The organism is Vibrio sp. Vb2960, from assembly GCF_033337665.1.
GTDB classification, from domain to species: Bacteria; Pseudomonadota; Gammaproteobacteria; order Enterobacterales; family Vibrionaceae; genus Vibrio; species Vibrio alginolyticus.
Map to the genome: position 1 here is coordinate 54674 of NZ_JAWORD010000016.1, position 18310 is coordinate 72983.

An 18310-nucleotide genomic window follows, 5' to 3' on the forward strand; every position below is an offset into this window, starting at 1 on the left:
GAGACTGTGTACGCAGGCTTACCTGATTATAGATGTCGATTTATAGCTGAAAACGCATCAACAAAGGGCGATAAAAGTGCTGAGTGAGCCAGCATAAGCTTTTCCAAATTATGCGTTTGTACCAAGGTAAGTGCGCAATATACACATAGCTAAATTCAATTTCTGGCCGGGCTTTTCTGTTGCGTTTAAAAGCTGGAGCGCCTGAGCTCATATTAAAGCGACGCTGGTATATCATTGCATGGCGGATGGTATAGGCCGATATTCGACGATACAATGCGAGGCGTTGTGGCTTATTGGTATCGTAGCCAAAAATTGGGCAAGTCATATCATTATCAATTTCTACAATGCCTAACGTAGCCAGCATCTCTTCTTGATAAAACAGTCCCACTAAATGTACTAATTTGTTCTGGCTCGCCTGTTTTAAATATTGGCTTGAAAACTGGATGTTATTGAGGCTGTATTTATCAAGGTAAAGCATGTCATATAACTCTTTGGCACGCTGAAATTCTTCATCAGTGGTCAGTGGCCTAAACTGCCAATCTTTATCATTAAGCAGTTTGAAGTCTTTCGTTAAATCTCGGTTGAAGCTGAACGCTTGCCAATCATCAAGTAAATACACTTGTCGTGTTACCAAGCTTTGCCATTTTGGCTGCTTCAATCGCTGAATTAAGTGTAAATGCTGACGCTGGTTGAGGGAGCGAAGCACCAAGGGAAAGGTGGGATGTTTATCGAGTGCGACGCGACGCAGTTCATCGAGATTTAAGGATTTCCATTGTTCGTTATACATATTGGTGGACAAGCACTGATTGTTGAGCGTTTGGACTTGATCCAATCCAGCCAATGATAAGACTGGCTTAGTCATATTAATAAGTCGCTTACATACCCATCGAACAGCCATATTTTTGACTTTGTGAAGCTCTTCTTCGGCGTAGCCACTAAGCAGTGTCATAGGGGACACGGTATAACAGTTGTTTGGTATTTTTGGTGTTACGGAGTAGGGAATGGCAACGTCATCGATATAGTAGCAACCAAAGCTTGCGGTGCATTCATCAATAGGATTTGACTGCATAAGAATGATAAAGGTTTGATGCCATTCTTGAGAGGAAAGCGTCATGAGTTCAATGCCTCTCCATTCCACTCAATATCAACGGTAGAAGCGTCGCTCCACTTCGTCTTGTTCTGCCTAGCCAACCGGAGTAATTCAAACACACTCTGGATTTGGCTCCCTACCGGCAAGTTATGCTGTTGCATTACATTTACTCCAGACCACCAATCTTGCCAAGTTCGAGCCTTAAATAGGGATAATCCACCTTCCGCGATGAGTGTTATTGGACCTAAATGATGCAATCGCTGCTCGGAAGGACTGGTAAACTCCATATTAGGAAGCCGTTGGTTGCATCGAGACGAGAGTAGGTGCAAACCACTGGTGGCTCTTGGGTTACATTCAATCACGTAGAGTTGATCTTGTGATTTGATGAAGTCAAACGACACTTGCCCACGATAAGTATGACGTTTACCAAAAGCTGCGATAAATCTATCTAGTCGTTCGCACGAGATCGGCTGAAAAGCACTGGCGGCCGAGCCGTTTACACAGTATTTCGGCACATAAGCTTGGTGTGCTTTAAGGTCACCATGTTCAAAAATGGCATAGTTACACACCGGAGTCCCATGGATTTTTTGTTGCTGAACCCAAGGGTAAAGGGGCGATATCGTGGCGGCAGAAATAGACTGAGTCGTCACATCTCTTATGACTTGCCCGCCAAACCGAGAGTAAACGGGCTTTAGAACGGTTCTCTTATTAATTTCAATCTCACTTTTATCAGCGACCAAACGAGTTTTTGGAAGTGTGATTTCTGGCAAACCTTGAAGCTGTTCAAAGACGGTCAACTTGTTGTGCAGGGCATTGAGTAGTCCCACATTGGGCAGAAAAAAATCTACTTCTGGGCATTGTTTGGCAACATGAGCCAAGTAATACACTTCTTCACAAGTGGGTATCACCATATCAATACGCATCTGGGTAATGATTTTTAGGATCTGCTGTTGATAGTTGGGAAACGCAAATCGAGGTGAAGCGGTGGGTATATAAGACTCGATACCTCGCAAAAACGATCCCAGAGGCTTTTTTAGCGAATCGGTGAGAATTACTTCATGCCCATGATGCATACACATGGTTGCCCACTCTAGTGCAACTGGTGCTCGGGCTCCGGTGATTAAGACCCGCATATGTTCACCACACGTCGTTGTTTATTCATTGGCGTCCAAATAGGCGCAGGGCGGTAACTAAATCTGACAGGATCAAGCCGCAATTGGTCAAACAACTTTATCAAGGCTTGGTGTATAACCCGATGGTGGTGAACATCCGCTTCAATTTGAATGGCTTGTGACCCTGTTTGGGTGATTCGGTAATCCACGCGACCTTTGGCAGATAGTGTTATAGCGCGGTAGATGAGATCTGGTAACACCGTCACTGGGACGTGGTTTGCGTTTAGCGTGAGGCGATCACCACATCGTCCGGCAATCGCGCCAAGAGGTTCAAATACGCCATTATCCTGTTTATTCTCAATAATATCGTCGAGCTGATAACGAATAATGGGCTGAGTTTTACGACGAAAATCGGTGATAATTGGGCTGTAATGAGTACGTTCGGTATTCAGCCAATGTTTTTCGATGTAAACAACATCCTGATTCCAGCGCATTTGTCCATGCTGATCAGTACATGCAAGAAAACCTTCAGTACATTGATAGACTTCATGGAGTTCGCTGTCGAACCGTTGAGAAATAAAGTGACGGTCACTCTCAGTTAGGACTTCTGCACCAGAAATGATCCGCTGTGGTTGAATTGCGGGTTGACCAAATTGACCGCTGAACTGGGCGCAGAGCTGAAGAGCTTGCGCACTACCAACCAAAAGCGTGGGTTGGAACTCATCCAGCTCTTTTATCCATTCTTGGTAAGGTTTGGTTAAATCGGCATAAAAAAATGTTACAGGCCCTTTCGCGACGGATTTATACAGTGGGCTGTTGGCGCGCAAGGCTAGCGCAATTCGGTGTTTTTGCCATAGATTGGGCAACAGGCGAGCCAATATATTGCCAGCCCATAGTTGCGTTTCCTGTTTGTCAGCAAGAAACAACCCGCGCATGCCTGATGTGCCCGAGGAAAGCCCAACAGTAACATCGACAACTTTCGAAGCGGCGAAGTTGCGTGACTGTTCTGCGTCGAGTGCTTGTTGCATTAGCTGTTCAGCATCTAAGCCTTTAGTATTCAACTCCGAGAGGTTCTCCATCATGGTTTGCTTATTCATGATAGGGAAATCACTAAGTGCTGCACCTTGAAGTGAGCGGTAATACGGTGAATGACAGCATACCCAATCCAGGTGCTGCGTTAAATGTTGTTGCTGCCACGCTTCGACTTGTTCCCTTGAACCGAAAGGGCGGTAGCGGGTTCGCCAGAATTCTGAGATAAGCGTTATCACTTCATCCACCCTTCTTTGATTAGCTGCTGGATAGTTTCCTGACAATGTGAAGGCACGAAGCGAACAAAGTGGTGGGTTTGTTGGTAGCAACTTCTCAACTCGGAGAGGGTGTTTTTATAGGCCTTTGTGTCATCGCAAAGCATGTTCGCCAGCCAATGCTGATCAATATTTTCACTCAAGCTCTCGATTAACCAGCATGCATCGGCGAGTAAGAATAGCCAACCTTGGTCTCTTTTAACCAGCAAGCCCACTTGGCCAGCTGCATGGCCTGGCAAGCTAACCATATAAATAAATCCATCGTCGAACATGTCTTTACAGAGCAAATTAACACCTTGGCACTGAGGAAGAATTTGGCTGATTGGTACAGAAAAATCACTATGAATGAATAGGTTAGATTCAAGTTGTGGAGGAAGTAGAGCTTTTAGGTATCCTTTTCTTACGCCTCCAATTCGACCACTTTTAGTAATTGCATCCACCCCTTTTTGTTGGCAATGCAATTGAGAGTGGGAAAACTCAGACACGGCAGCAATGTGATCAGCATGGAAGTGGGAGAGTACTAAGTGTTCAATATCATGAGGTTTGAGACTTTCTTTTGCTAACTGCGCAACAATTCCGTGTTCTTTTTTATAGCGACAAGGTGTTGTCCAAGCATAAAAACGTTCAGGGAAGGGGCGAGTCGCGCTAAAAAAATGCTCGTGATATCCCGTGTCAAACAGGATGTTGCCTTGTGTTGGGTGCTGAATTAACGCAACGGCTGCCGGAAATGCTCTAGGCTTGATACCAGAACCTGGTTTGACAACAAAGCCTGGGTGTACGCAGTGTCCAGCCTCAAAGATTTTTATTTTTAGACCAGTTTGCATACTGCTGTATTCCTTCTTGAATTGAAAAAAGCGGTTGGTAATTCAGTGTTTGTTTAGCCTTGCTGATATCCAGAGTTTGATGATAGTTAAACAATCCTGCGCTGTATGAGGTGAGCCTTGGTTCTGGCTGATGTGGTAAGTGCCTTCGTATTTGCTCACTGAGCTTTAATAATGGTGATACCACACCGTATGGTAATGATTGTAACGTTACTTTTAGGTTTAACCCCTCACATAAAGCTTGCAGAACAGTCTCAATTGGCATTGGTTCGTTGTTGGAAATGTTGAACACATCACCATGCTGAAGTCGGTCTGCCTGAGTGCAAGCGAGCATCGCTGCATGGGCAACGTTGTCGACATAGGTCAGATCAACCACAGGATTTCTACCCGATGGCAGAAGCAGAGTGTTGTTTTTTATCGCCTTAAGCACTCTTGGGATAATCGCGCGATCATTGGGTCCAAAAATGCCACGCGGTCTTAAAATGATCGCTTTACTTCGACCTTTTACGGCTTCAATTTCTGATAGATATTTTGTGTGTGCGTAATCATTACACCAGTATGAAGCTATGGCGTCGGTTTCTCGAATATTCCAACGGTCTTGATGGTCAAAGTAGACGCTGGTGGACGAAATATGGATAAAACGCGAGATTTGATGCGTATTAGCCGCATTGACGAGGTTTTTGGTGGCATCTACATTGGCTTGATAAAACGCCTGCCACTTTCCCCATGGGCTTGAGAAAGCGGCACAATGGATGATTGCATCCATACCTTGGCATACCGCATGAACTGCTGAGTGGTCTCTTAAATCGACTATATGGGGGATAACATCGAATTGCTCGGCGAGTTGTTTAGCGATGACTGTATTTCGTGCTGTAAAGTGCAGTTCATGCTGCTGGTGAAACATTCTCAGAATTGCACTACCCAACATCCCGCTGCCACCAGTGACCAATATCTTCATAGTTTTAGCACTCCCATCCCTAGTGACAACCCTGCGGCGGTGCCAGCTAATAACACATGTTTTCCTGCGGCTTCCGGCTGATTACGCAGCCAGTGTAAGTTAATTGGGAGTGAGGCGGCGACTTGGTTTCCCAAAGTCGAAAAGTGATTAACGGTTTTCTCTGTTGGTAGCCCGGTGAGTGAAGGCAGTTTTTTTAATCCATGCGCGCTGGCTTGATGAGGAAGAAAATAATCAATATCGCTGAATGTTACCGGAGAGGCGTCAAACCCTTTTTTTAGAAACGCTGGTAAGGCTTTACGCACATGTTTAAAGAGTGCTTTGCCCTCCATCTCAAACTGGCAACTTTTTAAATAGGCTTGATGCTCGGAGGTATGCGGATTGATATGACTACCTCCGCCCTTAATTTGACAAAATGAATACCCGGTATGATGCGTTTCAAAGTGACTGGTGAGCAATCCATCATCGTTGCGTTCTTCGAGCAAAAATGCGGCGGCACCGTCTGCGAATAGCGTTGCAACTTCTGGTTTGAGCGTAAAATTTCGATTCAGTGTGATGCCAGTGGCGAGTTCGCTGGTGACAATAAGAATCCGACGGTATCGTTTTGCTAAGAATAGACTCTGAGCAAGATCAAGCGCAGAGAGAAAGGATAAACAGGTGCTGTTCAAATCAAAGCTTTCTAGCCATGTTGGAGCGTCTAACGCGGCGAGAACCGCTGAGGCGTCGTAGGGTAGAGACTGGTGGTGTGTGCCGCTAGCGTAGATAAGAAGATCAACGGAGCTTAAGGTATGTGTGTTTCCTAAACACTGCTCTATTGCCTGCACTGCCATGTAAATAGCGGTCTCTTTTGTATTGGCTACATGACGATATTCAACGTCGAATTTATTTCGGCAGGTCCCTGGCGCTAATTTTAGGAAGCGATCCATCTCTCGAGCAGACCATTGATTCGTTGGCAGGTAGCTTCCACTGGAAACGATGTTAAAGCCCATTATTCTCTATACACTTATTAAAAACGTCGTTCAAAATAAACCACGTTGCATATTGAAGCTATGGCGAGCAAGATGAAAAATAAACAGAACAAAACAAATGGGAGTAAGAGCACGCTTTGGGTGCAATGCTGAGAATGAATTTTCAGGAATGAGCCAGGCTTTTATTTGCTGGCTCAATTTGAATAGAGTGAGGGTTACTTCTTAAATTTCGCCAAAATACGATCCAAATGGTTTGCAAATTCGCGTCGATCGGTTTGAGAAAGCGCGGCGGGCCCACCTGTCTGAATTCCGCTTGAACGCATGGTTTCCATAAAGTCGCGGATATTTAGGCGAGCTTTGATGGTGTCTTTTGTATAGAGCTCGCCACGAGAACTGAGGGCTTGAGCGCCTTTAGAGATAACCTCATCTGCAAGCGGAATATCTGACGTGATCACCAAATCGTTGGCTTCCACACGCTTGACGATTTCGTTGTCTGCGATGTCAAATCCCGCAGGGACTTGCAGCGAGTGGATGTTGTCTCTTTTCGGCACAGGGACAACGTGGTTAGCGACAAACGTACATTCAATCCCCGTACGCTCGGCGGCACGCACAATGGTTTCGCGAATAACTTTCGGACACGCGTCTGCATCTACCCATAACTTCATGATGATTTCTCACTGAGTTTCGCTTCTAACTCTTTAATACGAATGGCTAGCATTTTTACGGTGCGCTCTAGGGCTTCAAGACGATCATTATCGGTGTGGTGTTGTGCTGCGATTTCAACCTTGGGTACGCGTTGAGCACTCTTCCAACTTTTTATTGCGGTGATTAATGCTGGCATTGGAACTGGCGTTTTCAAGCGTGCTTTCACTAACGCTACGGTTGGCTCTTTTCCTTGTTGTTGCAACTGTTCCATTGCCGCTTCTAATTCTTTAGTAACGTCTTGAGTTAACATTTTTAATCCTTAACAACGATATATCTATCATCATACGTTGAGTGCGCTAATTTGGCGAATGGCATTTTGGAGAGTGTAGTGTGAGAGATCTCTTACATAGGTTGTGAGAGAAAACGATTTCGTAAGCGGAAAAAGAGAAGCTGAAGAGCTTAAGTTTCTGATAAATAATGATTTAACAACTTATTAACCAATGTGAGAGCCAAATATTTATCTTAGATAGATTGTCTATTTTTGGAAAAGGCGTAAATTGAGAGTTGTCAGCAGGAAGCAGACATGGAACAGGAAAGCACCAAGGATTTGGTTATCGTCAGGAAGACGATTTGGTTGGTCAGGATGATTAATCAAGCATGGAGCGTAGGACATTGTAAGGATACGATCATCAATAGGATGTTGATGACTAAGGATAGACAATGGACCCCTCTAGGATTGAGGTTACGGACAGCATCAGGAAGATGCAAGGGACACCGCTCAAGGAACAAGTGACGTGTGCTAACGAGGAATGTTAGCAGTCAGGATGATAAGGACACCGCTAGGACGGCGACGTAAGGAATAAGCTGACGGAATCAGCCACTATTATGGATGATGCATGGAGCACTTTTAGTAGCCGGACTGCTGCGAGTAAGACCATGACCCCGATACTTATGTGTCGGGGTCTTTCTTATATAAAAACGATATCCAGTGCTCTCATTGAATTAAGCATCTCGATGTTACTTGGGGATATCAATATCACAAAATATATAAATTCCTAATAACACTTAATAAAAAACAACTCAGATCAATATCCTTTCCAACCAGTTGGTTTAACTTTCGGCTTCTCTACAAGGTGTTATGCCCGCAATCATTGAGCATGTTCAGCTCATCGAGTTTGTGATCTGCGGATAGATTAAGTTTGTTGTAATCAAGGAACAGATGTGGCCATAGTAACCAGAAGAATGCTTCTTCTACCCTACAATGAGTCGTTGCAACTAGAATTCGTCATGCTGAATTGCTGTGCGAAAAACCGTGCTGAATTAAATGGTCCGTATACAGTTGCGTCTGCCAAACAGATGTTTGAGAAAATACTGGATGATGAGAACATTTATAGTATGGCAGTGCTAGAGAGCACCAGTCGTGACTATATGGGGCACGTGTTCATTGCTAATCTCGATTCCGAACCTGAATTAGGGTTTATTTTTGATAAATCATATTGGGGTAAAGGGTTAGCAACAGAAGCACTAAAAGCATTTTTCCCCAAAGCGTGCCGTGAATTGGGCTTGAATAAGGTGAAAGCTAACGTGAATAGCAATCATCAAGCTTCTATGGCAGTACTGAAAAAGCTAGGATTTGTTGAAACAAAAGAAAGTAAGGATATATATGGTCCTTACTTTGAAATGGAATTTACAAGCGATGCGGTGGTAGGTGAAAGTTCTGCGGCCTGAAACCGACCATGGTTAACTCTCCTTGGTAGCAATCGTCACCAAGAGATGAAAACTCAAATTGATACACCGTATGCCAACGCCAGACTCCGTCTGGCGTTTTTAGTTTATGGGCACCAAAGGCGATGCTGATTAATTGGAGATCCAATTGCTCACATTTACGCGTGATGGCCGCTTTTGCGAGTTCGGCTTGGCGACGCTGTTGCCAAAACAGGTAACAGAAAAAGCAGAGCCCTAAAATTGCTAAAAGATCACCAATCATTCCTGAACCTTTCTTAGCTTTTTGTTGTTTGTTGTAAGCTTACTAGCGCATTTGCTAGTTCCTCTGATGGGTTTGAATGCAGTAAAGGCAATAACACTATTCTTAACTCTGGCAGCATCACTAAATCGGCAAATAACTGATTAAATAGGGCTTGATTACCGGTTTGAGCTAAACGCAGCAAAAACTGTTCTGCTACCTTTTCATTGGCGAGTAAGTGCCAAGCGCGACCCGCCACACCAATCAATACCTCCTGATGGCTTAAACGAGGGCTATGCAATATCGCATCTAATACTGGAGAGGCGACTTCTGTTGGTGCACCAGCAAGGGCTCGGATAAGTGCTGAAAGTAGGAAGAGATCAGGTTCGCTACTTGCGATTTCTTGCTGTGCCTTTTCCGCGATACGTTCTGCTAAACGCTCTTGAAGCTCTACGTGCTCAAGCGCACCTAATAGGGCATAAAGTGGCTCATTTGGTAGGTGGTTCAACGCTTTGCGTATCATTACCCCGTTTTGCTCTTTGTCCAGGCGAGCGGCTATGTCTGTGATACCTTGCAGACCTACAGTTTGCCAATTATCCCAGCCTAAACCTCCAGATAAGTAATGCTGGGTATGCTCGTAATATTGGCTGGTAGGAAGATTGAGGTTTGCGCGGACCTGGCTATGAAACACGGCCATTTTATCTTCGGAAGGTTTGAAAGTGTATGGGTTGTTAGACAGCTTTTGCTGTTGCTCTTCAGTGATATCATCATTGAGGCGTGTTCCCATAGCCTCTACTACGTATTTAATGAAATTGCCGATATCCGCTTGCTTTAACAAACCGCGCTCGTCCAATTCAAACTTTAGAAACCAAATCCAAGGTTGCTTTTGTTCATTCCAGTACGCGATGGCAAGGTGTGCTTTACGTTGCATTGGAAATGGGTAAGGTGCTTGACCTTTTTCTACATCGGTAAACTCTTTCTTAGCGATGGTTTTGATACGGCGACCAAGATCGAAGATTTGATAATCACAGTGGCTGTTGTTCAACAGTTGAGTGAGGGTTTGAATGTTTTCCATTAAATACGACGTCCTAACGTTCTTTTCACAAGAAATGGTATCATTCTCGGCTAATTCAAGGTTCGAGATAGAATTAATGGTAACAAATACTCAATTGGTCGACTTACTTCACCAACTTGAAGCGCAGCTTAGAGAGCATAAATTGTGGCAATACACTATGCCTTCAGAGCAAGCCTTACAAAGTACGGAGCCATTTGCGATTGATACATTGCACCCTCATGAGTGGTTGCAGTGGATCTTTATAGCCAGAATGCACGCACTAGTGAAAAATAACCAACCATTGCCAAGAGGGTTTTCTCTCGAGCCCTATTTTTCAGAAGCGTGGAAGCAGGAACCGCAGTTCGCCGAGCTGCTTGTTACAATCCGAACCATTGACGAACTGTGTAAGTAAACGAATGCTAGAACAAGAACTAACGCGATCTTCAGAACCAGTTGAGCTGGAGATCGTTTATCAGGATGAATATTTTGTAGCGGTCAACAAGCCTGCAGGCATGTTAGTGCATCGCAGTTGGTTAGATAAACACGAAACTCAGTTTGTCATGCAAACTTTGCGTGACCAAATTGGTCAGCATGTGTTCCCATTGCATCGTCTGGATCGCCCAACATCTGGTGTGCTCGTGTTTGCGTTGTCGAGTGAAGTCGCATCACAAGTCATGCCGATGTTTGCTGAACATAAAATGGAAAAGACATACCACGCAATAGTACGCGGTTGGATTGAGGAAGAGGGCGTCTTGGATTACGCACTCAAAGTGGAGTTAGACAAGATTGCTGATAAGTTCGCTTCACAAGAAAAAGAAGCGCAAGAAGCGGTGACGGAATATAAGCCGTTGGCTAAAGTGGAGGTTCCCTATTCGACGGGTAAATTTCCTACAACGCGTTATTGCTTAGTTGAGATGAAACCTAAAACGGGGCGTAAGCACCAACTTCGTCGTCATATGGCACATCTACGCCATCCGATCGTGGGTGATACAACGCACGGGGATGGAAAGCACAACAAGCTGTATCGCACAGAGTTTGATTCTCATCGTTTGCTACTGCATGCTTCAGAGTTACGGTTTGTCCATCCATTTACCGATCAAGAGATTGTCATGACGGCCAATCTTGATGAAACTTGGCAGCAATTGTTTACTCGATTTGAGTGGGATGAACCGATAATCGGCGCAGTTAGATCTAGATAATGATTGGGTACAAATAAAAAGGGTTAGCATCAATGCTAACCCTTTTTAATATTTAAGACTTAACGTTTTACTTTAGTTTTTCAAGATCCGCTTCGATCTCTGCGATCTTGCTCGAAACGACTTTTTCTAAATGACGAAGGTCTGAAAGAATTTTCTCTTTTACATCAACCTCAGGTTGTTTCGTTGGCTTAGTGATTTTATTCAGTTCATCAATGACTAATGTGAGGTTACGGTTGATTTCCGTTACTTCTTTATATTTGTGACTGCCACTGTCCACAAGAACATTTTTGATTTGGCGCGGGTATTTGAATTTAACGCTTTTAGCGAACAGTTCGCCTTTTTGCTTGTGGAAATAGATCTTGAGTACGTCTTTGTGTGCTTCTTGGCGTAGGGAATAACGTTCAATCTGCTTAGGGTCGTGAATACCCAAACCAGTGAGGTGGGGATACATAGGCTACCTCTATTACATCGAATTGATATTGATATAACTGTAGCAGCCTATGTATGAGCTAGATAGCTGATATTTAGCCAAAATGCTTAACTTGTGGGCAAGATCGCTCTCGCCCTGAACCGAAAAGATTGGCAGGTTTGATCTAAGCTGCGACCTCATCAGATAACTTTTCGATCAATCTCTCTCTTAGCTCATCCTGTTGTTCTTCACTTAATCTTCCCCCTGCATCACTGGTTAAAATAAACAAGTCTTCTGCTCGCTCACCAATGGTGGTGATTTTGGCACCATGAAGGTTGATATTTAAATCAGCAAACGTACGGCCTACTTTGGCCAACAGCCCTGGTGTGTCTAGCGCGACAAACTCCATTAAAGTGTGTTTTTTACCTTTGGTTGGTAAGAAGTCGACTTTGGTTTTCACATTAAAGTGCTGAAGTTTGTTCGGAGTACGGCGCGTTTTAATCTTGGTTGGTCGGCCCGCCTCCAGTACATGGGTGAGGTGTTTAATCACCGCCGCGTGACGAGACTCATCGATCGCTTCGCCATGTTGATCGAGTACCATAAAGGTATCAATCACGTGCCCATCTTTGCTGGTCATGATTTGCGCGTCGTGTACATTAAAATTACGCCTATCTAACTCCGCCACGACCGTCGCAAATAAAGCAGGCTGGTCTTTCGTATATACAAACACCTCAGTGCCGCCACGAGTGGCTTTTTTACTGATCAACACCAAAGGCTTAGTCGGATCTTCCATGCGAAGTAAGTGTTCGCAGTGCCACGCGATTTGCGTATGGGTATGACGAAGGAAGTAGTCAGCTTTGAAGCGTTGCCACAATACTTCAATTTCGCGCGCGGCAAACCCCTCTTTGCGCAGCATTGCGGAGGCCATTTGTTGATTGTGGCGAATTCGCTCACGCACATCGACAGGGTTCTCTAGCCCTCTGCGTAAAGCACGTTGTGTGGAGTAATACAGCTCTGCAAGTAAAGTTCGTTTCCAAGCATTCCAAAGTTCTGGGTTGGTTGCACAAATATCTGCAACTGTCAGGCATACAAGATAATCGAGAGATTCTTCGTCTCTGACTTTTTTGGCAAACTCGGTAATGACATCGGGATCATAAATGTCTCGGCGCTGTGCGGTGACAGACATTAATAGATGATGTCTTACCAACCAAGCGACAAGTTTCGCTTCGGGCTTCGATAAGCCATGCTCAATACAGAAGTCGTACGCTTCTCCTCCACCGATAATCGAGTGATCGCCGCCACGACCTTTCCCGATATCATGGAAAATAGCGGCAATAATCAGCAGCTCTTTCTTTTGCATCCGTGGGTAGACGTCACAGCAAATAGGGTGCTTCGCATGATTTTCTGGGTCACTAAAAGTGTTGATGTGTTTAAGTAAGCGAATACTGTGCTCATCAACCGTGTAGGCGTGGAATAAGTCAAACTGCATTTGACCAACAATCTGACTCCATTGCGGTAAATAGGCCGCCATAACCCCTAATCGGTGCATGAGGCTGAATGCTTTGTGCAGAGCATTAGGGTGACGACATAACGCCATGAACTTTTCACGTGCAGCAGGAATAGTGTGCAAAAACTTGTTGAGCCGACGGCGAGCGGTGCGCAGTTGACGCAGCGTTGGTGGGCTCACCCCTTCAATAGTTGAGTCGTTAGCAATATGTAAGAACATATCCAGAATAGTTTCTGGGCGAGCTTGGAACAATGCGGGTTTCCGCGCTTCAATTAAAGAACCGCGACGTTGAAAGTCCGTATCGAGAATCTCGGCACTTTCTGTCGCCCCACCATTAATGATCGCTTGGTCAAAGAGTTTGAGTAGCATTTTATTGAGCTCTGCCACACGACGAAGCGTGCGGTAGAACTCTTTCATCATCATTTCTACGCCTCGGTTGCCTTCTCCGACGTAGCCTAGATTTTCCGCAACTTGTGCTTGATGAGCAAAGGTCAAGCGGTTGTCATAGCGGCGAAGCTCCATGTGCAGAGCGAAACGTACTCGCCAAAGGAAGTCCTGACATTCAACCAGTTCTCGGTATTCTGCGTCAGTTAAAAATCCGTATCGGCTCATTTCCAGCAATGAAGTCGCACCAAAGTGACGTCGAGCGACCCAGCTTAATGTATGAATATCGCGTAGCCCGCCAGGGGTTGATTTAATGTCCGGTTCTAAGTTGTAGGTCGTGTCGTGGTAACGCGCATGGCGTTCGCGCTGCTCTTGAATTTTAGCGCGGTAAAACGTCTCACTTGGCCAGAAGGAGTCTGATAACACGACTTTCTTCAGTGCCTGAAAGGTGTCCTCGCTTCCACACAGCAGTCGCGCTTCTTGCAGGTTTGTCGCGACCGTTAGATCGGTTTTACCAATTTCAGCACATTCAGTAACGGTGCGAACAGCGTGTCCGACCTCGAGTTTTAAATCCCACAACAGCGTAATGAATTCGCTGATTTTTGCTTCTAACGCGGTTGGCAGTTTATTGTTCGACAGAATCAAAATATCGATATCGGAGAGCGGATGCAGCTCGCCTCGTCCGTAGCCACCAACGGCAACTAGGGAAATGTTGTAAATATCCTTGAAACCAAAATGTTGCCACAAACGATTGAGAAGCAGATCCATATATTCAGCTCTGGCTAAAACCAAGCTTGTTACCGGATGATGATTGAGAAACTCTTGGTTTTGATTAGAGCTAAACTTCTCTAATTCTTGTTTGAGTTCACCGATATTGATTTGTTCATCGGAAAAGGTAAGAGGGGACTGAAGTGTCATATTTGCCATCCGTGCAAGCTAATCTAATAACAATCTAACAAATTTGCGGCAGATAAAAAATATCCCCGCCGAAGCAGGGATATAGTAAACAACGAGTGGTCGTCAGCTTTACGCGTTTTTCATTAGGCGAGGAATCGTATCGTCGCTACGAAGCGTCAGTACTTCACAACCTTCTTTTGTTACAACAATGGTATGTTCCCATTGCGCAGAGTTCTTGCCGTCGCCCGTGTAAACAGTCCAGTCATCTTGTGCATCAACAGAGCAACCAAATTTACCTGCGTTAATCATCGGCTCAATAGTAAAGCACATGCCTTCTTTTAATACGCGGCGGTCTTTGTTCTTGTAATGAACCACTTGTGGTTCTTCATGGAACTCATCGCCGATACCGTGACCACAGAAGTCTTTCACTATAGAAAACTTGTTGCGAGGATTGTTCTTGTTATTCTCTTTGATGTACTTCTCGATAGCTGTACCGATGTCGCCAACTGTTGAACCTGGCTTAACGGTACGCATACCAACATACAGTGCTTCTTGAGCTACCATGCATAGACGTTTGTTTGCAGGCGAAACATCACCGACTAGGAACATCTTAGAAGTGTCACCATGGTAACCCTGAGGACGCACGCTCAGATCGGCATTCTCATCATTTGGAACGATTACGGTAATATCAACGTTTAAGATGTCACCATCTTTTAGTACCGCTGGCTTCATTTGGCCGTTGCTACCGATTTCGTCTTTTTCCGCTGGAATACCGTGGCATACGATATGGTTGATTGAAGTACAGATCGACTTAGGGAAACCATGGTAATCAAGCGGAGCAGAGTATGCGCCTTTTTCTAGAGCGTACTCATGACAGATTTTGTTTAACTCTTCTGTCGTCACACCAACTTTGATGTGTGGTTCGATCATTTCTAGAATCTCTGCGGCTAGCTTGCCCGCAATGCGCATGCGTTCTATTTCTTCAGCAGTTTTAATCTTGATTGACATTGGCTTTCTCTACTTATTCCTAAGCACGTAAACGTGCGAATGGCCGCATTCTATCAGACATCGGGGCGTTAACCCAAGTTAGATAGGAATATGCATCATTCTTAATTCGATCATATGTTTAAAGTTTTGCTTATAAAATAAGAGAAAGTGGCACGGTGAAGAAATAATTTTTACTAGCCACAGTGAGCTAAAATATGGTATAAAGCGCGCCGGAATAGAGGACTGTTCTCTTCGCTTAGCAAAGTTAAGCGGCGAAGCAAGCTTCATCCGAATAACCTTTTATCTTTAAATCACACACATTCCGTCACATATTCCGGGGTGCTGAGCAGAAGCTTGGTCGGAGTTATGGGGAATGTGGAGGCCTAACCCCATAGAGGATTTTAAAATGGCAACTGTATCAATGCGCGATATGCTAAAAGCTGGTGTTCACTTCGGTCACCAGACTCGTTACTGGAACCCAAAAATGAAGCCATTCATCTTTGGCGCTCGTAACAAAGTTCATATCATCAACCTAGAAAAAACTGTACCAATGTTCAACGACGCTCTAGCTGAACTAGCTAAAGTTGGCGAGAAGAAAGGTAAGGTTCTATTCGTAGGTACTAAGCGCGCTGCATCTGAAGCTGTTAAAGAAGCTGCAATCGCAAGCAACCAGTTTTACGTAAACAACCGCTGGTTAGGCGGTATGCTTACAAACTACAAAACAGTTCGTCAGTCTATCAAGCGTCTAAAAGAACTAGAGACTCAATCTCAAGACGGTACTTTTGACAAACTAACTAAGAAAGAAGCTCTAATGCGTACTCGCGAAATGGAGAAGCTAGAGAAATCTCTTGGTGGTATCAAAGACATGGGCGGCCTACCAGACGCTCTATTCGTAATCGACGCTGATCACGAACACATTGCAATTAAAGAAGCTAACAACCTAGGTATTCCAGTATACGCTGTGGTAGATACTAACTCTAACCCAGACGGCGTTGACTACGTAATCCCAGGTAACGACGACGCGATCCGCGCTGTACAGCTATACCTGAACGCTGCTGCTTCAGCAGTATCTGAAGGTCGTAACAAAGACGTAGCTGCAGTTGCTGAAAAAGACGGTTTCGTAGAAGCTGAATAATAGCGGCTCTGTGTCACACTTGGTCTATGTGAAACCTTTGTGTAGCATAAACTAAGTTATAGTTAGCAATGGGGGCCGACAATGTTAGGCCCCTGTTTTTTACCTTATTTCGAATCAAACGAGGAAGACAGAATGGCAACTGTAACTGCTGCTCTAGTTAAAGAACTTCGCGAGCGTACTGGCGCTGGCATGATGGAATGTAAGAAAGCGCTTGTAGAAGCAAACGCTGACATCGAACTAGCAATTGAAAACATGCGTAAATCTGGCGCAGCGAAAGCAGCTAAGAAAGCTGGTAACGTTGCAGCTGAAGGCGCAATCATCATCAAAGAAGAAAACGGCGTTGCTGTTCTTCTTGAAGTTAACTGCCAAACTGACTTCGTTGCTAAAGACGGTAACTTCACTGCATTCGCAGAAGAAGTTGCAGCTGCAGCTCTAGCTTCAAAAGCTTCTGTTGAAGAACTACAAGCACAATTCGAAGACGCACGTGTAGCTCTAGTAGCTAAAATCGGTGAAAACATCACTATCCGTCGCGTAGAATACGTTCAAGGCACTGCAATCGCTTCTTACCGTCACGGTGAGAAAATCGGTGTTGTTGTTGCTGGTGAAGGCGACGCAGAAACTCTTAAGCACGTTGCAATGCACGTTGCTGCTTCTAAGCCAGAGTTCGTTAACCCAGAAGACGTACCAGCTGACGTAGTAGAAAAAGAGAAAGCGGTTCAAGTTGAAATCGCAATGAACGAAGGCAAGCCTGCTGAAATCGCTGAGAAGATGGTTGTTGGCCGCATGAAGAAATTCACTGGCGAGATCTCTCTAACAGGTCAAGCTTTCATCATGGAGCCTAAGAAAACTGTAGGCGAAATGCTGAAAGAAAAAGGCGCTTCAGTTTCTACGTTCGTTCGCCTAGAAGTAGGTGAAGGTATCGAGAAGAAAGAAGAAATGAGCTTCGCTGAAGAAGTTGCAGCAGCTCAAAAAGGTTAATCCTTAGAGACTGTATAAAGATTAGACCGTAGCCAAGGCTGCGGTCTTTTTATGAGCAGTGAACGATTAGCCGTGATGAATAGCCATAACTGAAGTTGTGTCTATTCATGACTGTTAATCAACAACTCTCTTTGGAAGGTAAACTCCATGACTACGAACCCTAAACCAGCGTATCAACGTATTCTATTAAAACTGAGTGGTGAAGCTCTTCAAGGTGAAGACGGTTTTGGTATTGATCCTGCGGTCCTTGATCGTATGGCACAAGAAGTTAAAGAACTGGTTGAACTGGGTGTTCAGGTTGGTGTAGTTATCGGTGGCGGTAACTTGTTCCGTGGTGCAGGCCTAGCTGAAGCTGGTATGAACCGCGTAGTTGGTGACCACATGGGTATGCTTGCTACAGTAATGAATGGCCTAGCGATGCGTGATGCTCTTCACCGTGCATACGTAAATGCGCGCGTTATGTCTGCAATCCCTCTAAAAGGCGTATGTGACGACTATAATTGGGCTGATGCGATCCGTGAGCTTCGCCAAGGCCGAGTTGTCATCTTCTCTGCTGGTACTGGTAACCCGTTCTTTACAACGGATTCTGCTGCTTGTTTACGTGGTATCGAAATTGAAGCGGATGTTGTACTAAAAGCGACGAAAGTTGATGGTGTATTTACTGCTGACCCTGTAGCAAACCCAGACGCAGAGCTGTATGATAAGCTATCTTATGCAGAAGTTCTGGATAAAGAGCTGAAAGTTATGGACTTGGCGGCGTTTACGCTAGCTCGTGACCACAAAATGCCAATCCGCGTATTTAATATGAACAAGCCAGGCGCACTACGTCGCGTGGTTATGGGCGAAGCAGAAGGCACGCTCATCAACGAATAAGCTTGGCTTAAGGTGCCACTCCAAAGTGT

19 protein-coding genes are annotated in these 18310 nt (G+C 44.8%); 6 read left to right on the top strand and 13 right to left on the bottom strand.

All coding sequences use genetic code 11. The features are described 5' to 3' along the window. Positions 1-40: 40 nt before the first annotated feature. The 8 genes from R7O03_RS14985 to R7O03_RS15020 form a co-directional block, all read right to left on the bottom strand. Entirely contained in the window at positions 41-1114 is a 1074-nt protein-coding gene (locus tag R7O03_RS14985) for a hypothetical protein (RefSeq protein ID WP_318131812.1), read from the bottom strand. Continuing rightward, positions 1111-2223, bottom strand: a complete 1113-nt coding sequence (locus tag R7O03_RS14990; RefSeq protein ID WP_005380305.1) for an ATP-grasp domain-containing protein — start codon at positions 2221-2223, stop codon at positions 1111-1113. Before R7O03_RS14990 ends, R7O03_RS14985 begins: the two co-directional genes overlap by 4 nt. Further along, entirely contained in the window at positions 2211-3479 is a 1269-nt protein-coding gene (locus R7O03_RS14995) for a F390 synthetase-related protein (protein WP_373921612.1), read from the bottom strand. The genes R7O03_RS14990 and R7O03_RS14995 overlap by 13 nt, the downstream gene beginning before the upstream one ends. Further along, positions 3467-4330 (bottom strand): MBL fold metallo-hydrolase, encoded by an 864-nt coding sequence (locus R7O03_RS15000; RefSeq protein ID WP_053306723.1) that lies wholly within the window; start codon positions 4328-4330, stop codon positions 3467-3469. Before R7O03_RS15000 ends, R7O03_RS14995 begins: the two co-directional genes overlap by 13 nt. After that, complete coding sequence (locus tag R7O03_RS15005; protein WP_258635301.1) at positions 4299-5285, bottom strand: NAD-dependent epimerase/dehydratase family protein; 987 nt, start codon at positions 5283-5285, stop codon at positions 4299-4301. Before R7O03_RS15005 ends, R7O03_RS15000 begins: the two co-directional genes overlap by 32 nt. Next, positions 5282-6271 carry a ketoacyl-ACP synthase III gene (locus tag R7O03_RS15010; protein ID WP_225466439.1) on the bottom strand — a complete coding sequence of 330 codons (990 nt, stop codon included), beginning with the start codon at positions 6269-6271 and terminating at the stop codon, positions 5282-5284. The genes R7O03_RS15005 and R7O03_RS15010 overlap by 4 nt, the downstream gene beginning before the upstream one ends. 194 nt (positions 6272-6465) lie before the next feature. Then, the gene (locus R7O03_RS15015; RefSeq protein WP_005380310.1) at positions 6466-6915 is read right to left on the bottom strand and encodes a YaiI/YqxD family protein; all 450 of its coding nucleotides are present in this window, start codon (positions 6913-6915) and stop codon (positions 6466-6468) included. Beyond that, the gene (locus tag R7O03_RS15020; RefSeq protein ID WP_318131813.1) at positions 6912-7205 is read right to left on the bottom strand and encodes a hypothetical protein; all 294 of its coding nucleotides are present in this window, start codon (positions 7203-7205) and stop codon (positions 6912-6914) included. The genes R7O03_RS15015 and R7O03_RS15020 overlap by 4 nt, the downstream gene beginning before the upstream one ends. A gap of 932 nt (positions 7206-8137) precedes the next feature. On the opposite strand from R7O03_RS15020, the gene R7O03_RS15025 reads away from it, so the two are divergent. After that, complete coding sequence (locus R7O03_RS15025) at positions 8138-8623, top strand: GNAT family N-acetyltransferase (protein ID WP_005380314.1); 486 nt, start codon at positions 8138-8140, stop codon at positions 8621-8623. On the opposite strand, the gene R7O03_RS15030 is transcribed toward R7O03_RS15025, so the two are convergent. After that, positions 8583-8882: a DUF3301 domain-containing protein gene (locus tag R7O03_RS15030; RefSeq protein ID WP_005380315.1), complete on the bottom strand. Its 300-nt coding sequence runs from the start codon at positions 8880-8882 to the stop codon at positions 8583-8585. The genes R7O03_RS15025 and R7O03_RS15030 overlap by 41 nt on opposite strands. 13 nt (positions 8883-8895) lie before the next feature. Beyond that, entirely contained in the window at positions 8896-9933 is a 1038-nt protein-coding gene (locus tag R7O03_RS15035) for a DUF3549 family protein (RefSeq protein ID WP_318131814.1), read from the bottom strand. Between the two features lie 76 nt (positions 9934-10009). Between R7O03_RS15035 and R7O03_RS15040 the strand changes: the two genes are divergently transcribed. Beyond that, the gene (locus tag R7O03_RS15040) at positions 10010-10324 is read left to right on the top strand and encodes a YqcC family protein (RefSeq protein ID WP_086047155.1); all 315 of its coding nucleotides are present in this window, start codon (positions 10010-10012) and stop codon (positions 10322-10324) included. Positions 10325-10328: 4 nt separating this feature from the next. Beyond that, positions 10329-11111 carry a tRNA pseudouridine(65) synthase TruC gene (gene truC, locus R7O03_RS15045; RefSeq protein WP_033905516.1) on the top strand — a complete coding sequence of 261 codons (783 nt, stop codon included), beginning with the start codon at positions 10329-10331 and terminating at the stop codon, positions 11109-11111. A 67-nt stretch (positions 11112-11178) separates the two neighbouring features. Here truC and R7O03_RS15050 read toward each other — a convergent pair whose 3' ends face one another. From R7O03_RS15050 to map, 3 genes are all read right to left on the bottom strand, one after another. After that, entirely contained in the window at positions 11179-11562 is a 384-nt protein-coding gene (locus R7O03_RS15050) for a DUF3461 family protein (protein ID WP_005380322.1), read from the bottom strand. Between the two features lie 142 nt (positions 11563-11704). After that, positions 11705-14329, bottom strand: coding sequence for a bifunctional uridylyltransferase/uridylyl-removing protein GlnD (glnD, locus tag R7O03_RS15055; RefSeq protein WP_318131815.1), 2625 nt, complete (start codon positions 14327-14329; stop codon positions 11705-11707). Between the two features lie 108 nt (positions 14330-14437). Next, the gene (gene map / locus R7O03_RS15060) at positions 14438-15316 is read right to left on the bottom strand and encodes a type I methionyl aminopeptidase (protein ID WP_005380326.1); all 879 of its coding nucleotides are present in this window, start codon (positions 15314-15316) and stop codon (positions 14438-14440) included. A gap of 385 nt (positions 15317-15701) precedes the next feature. Here map and rpsB point away from each other — a divergent pair, with 385 nt between their 5' ends. The 3 genes from rpsB (at position 15702) to pyrH (ending at position 18281) form a co-directional block, all read left to right on the top strand. Then, complete coding sequence (gene rpsB, locus R7O03_RS15065; RefSeq protein ID WP_005380327.1) at positions 15702-16430, top strand: 30S ribosomal protein S2; 729 nt, start codon at positions 15702-15704, stop codon at positions 16428-16430. Positions 16431-16562: 132 nt separating this feature from the next. Next, on the top strand, positions 16563-17408 hold the full coding sequence (gene tsf, locus R7O03_RS15070; protein WP_005380328.1) for a translation elongation factor Ts: 846 nt from the start codon (positions 16563-16565) through the stop codon (positions 17406-17408). A gap of 147 nt (positions 17409-17555) precedes the next feature. Beyond that, positions 17556-18281: a UMP kinase gene (pyrH, locus tag R7O03_RS15075; RefSeq protein WP_005380329.1), complete on the top strand. Its 726-nt coding sequence runs from the start codon at positions 17556-17558 to the stop codon at positions 18279-18281. Positions 18282-18310: the final 29 nt, after the last annotated feature.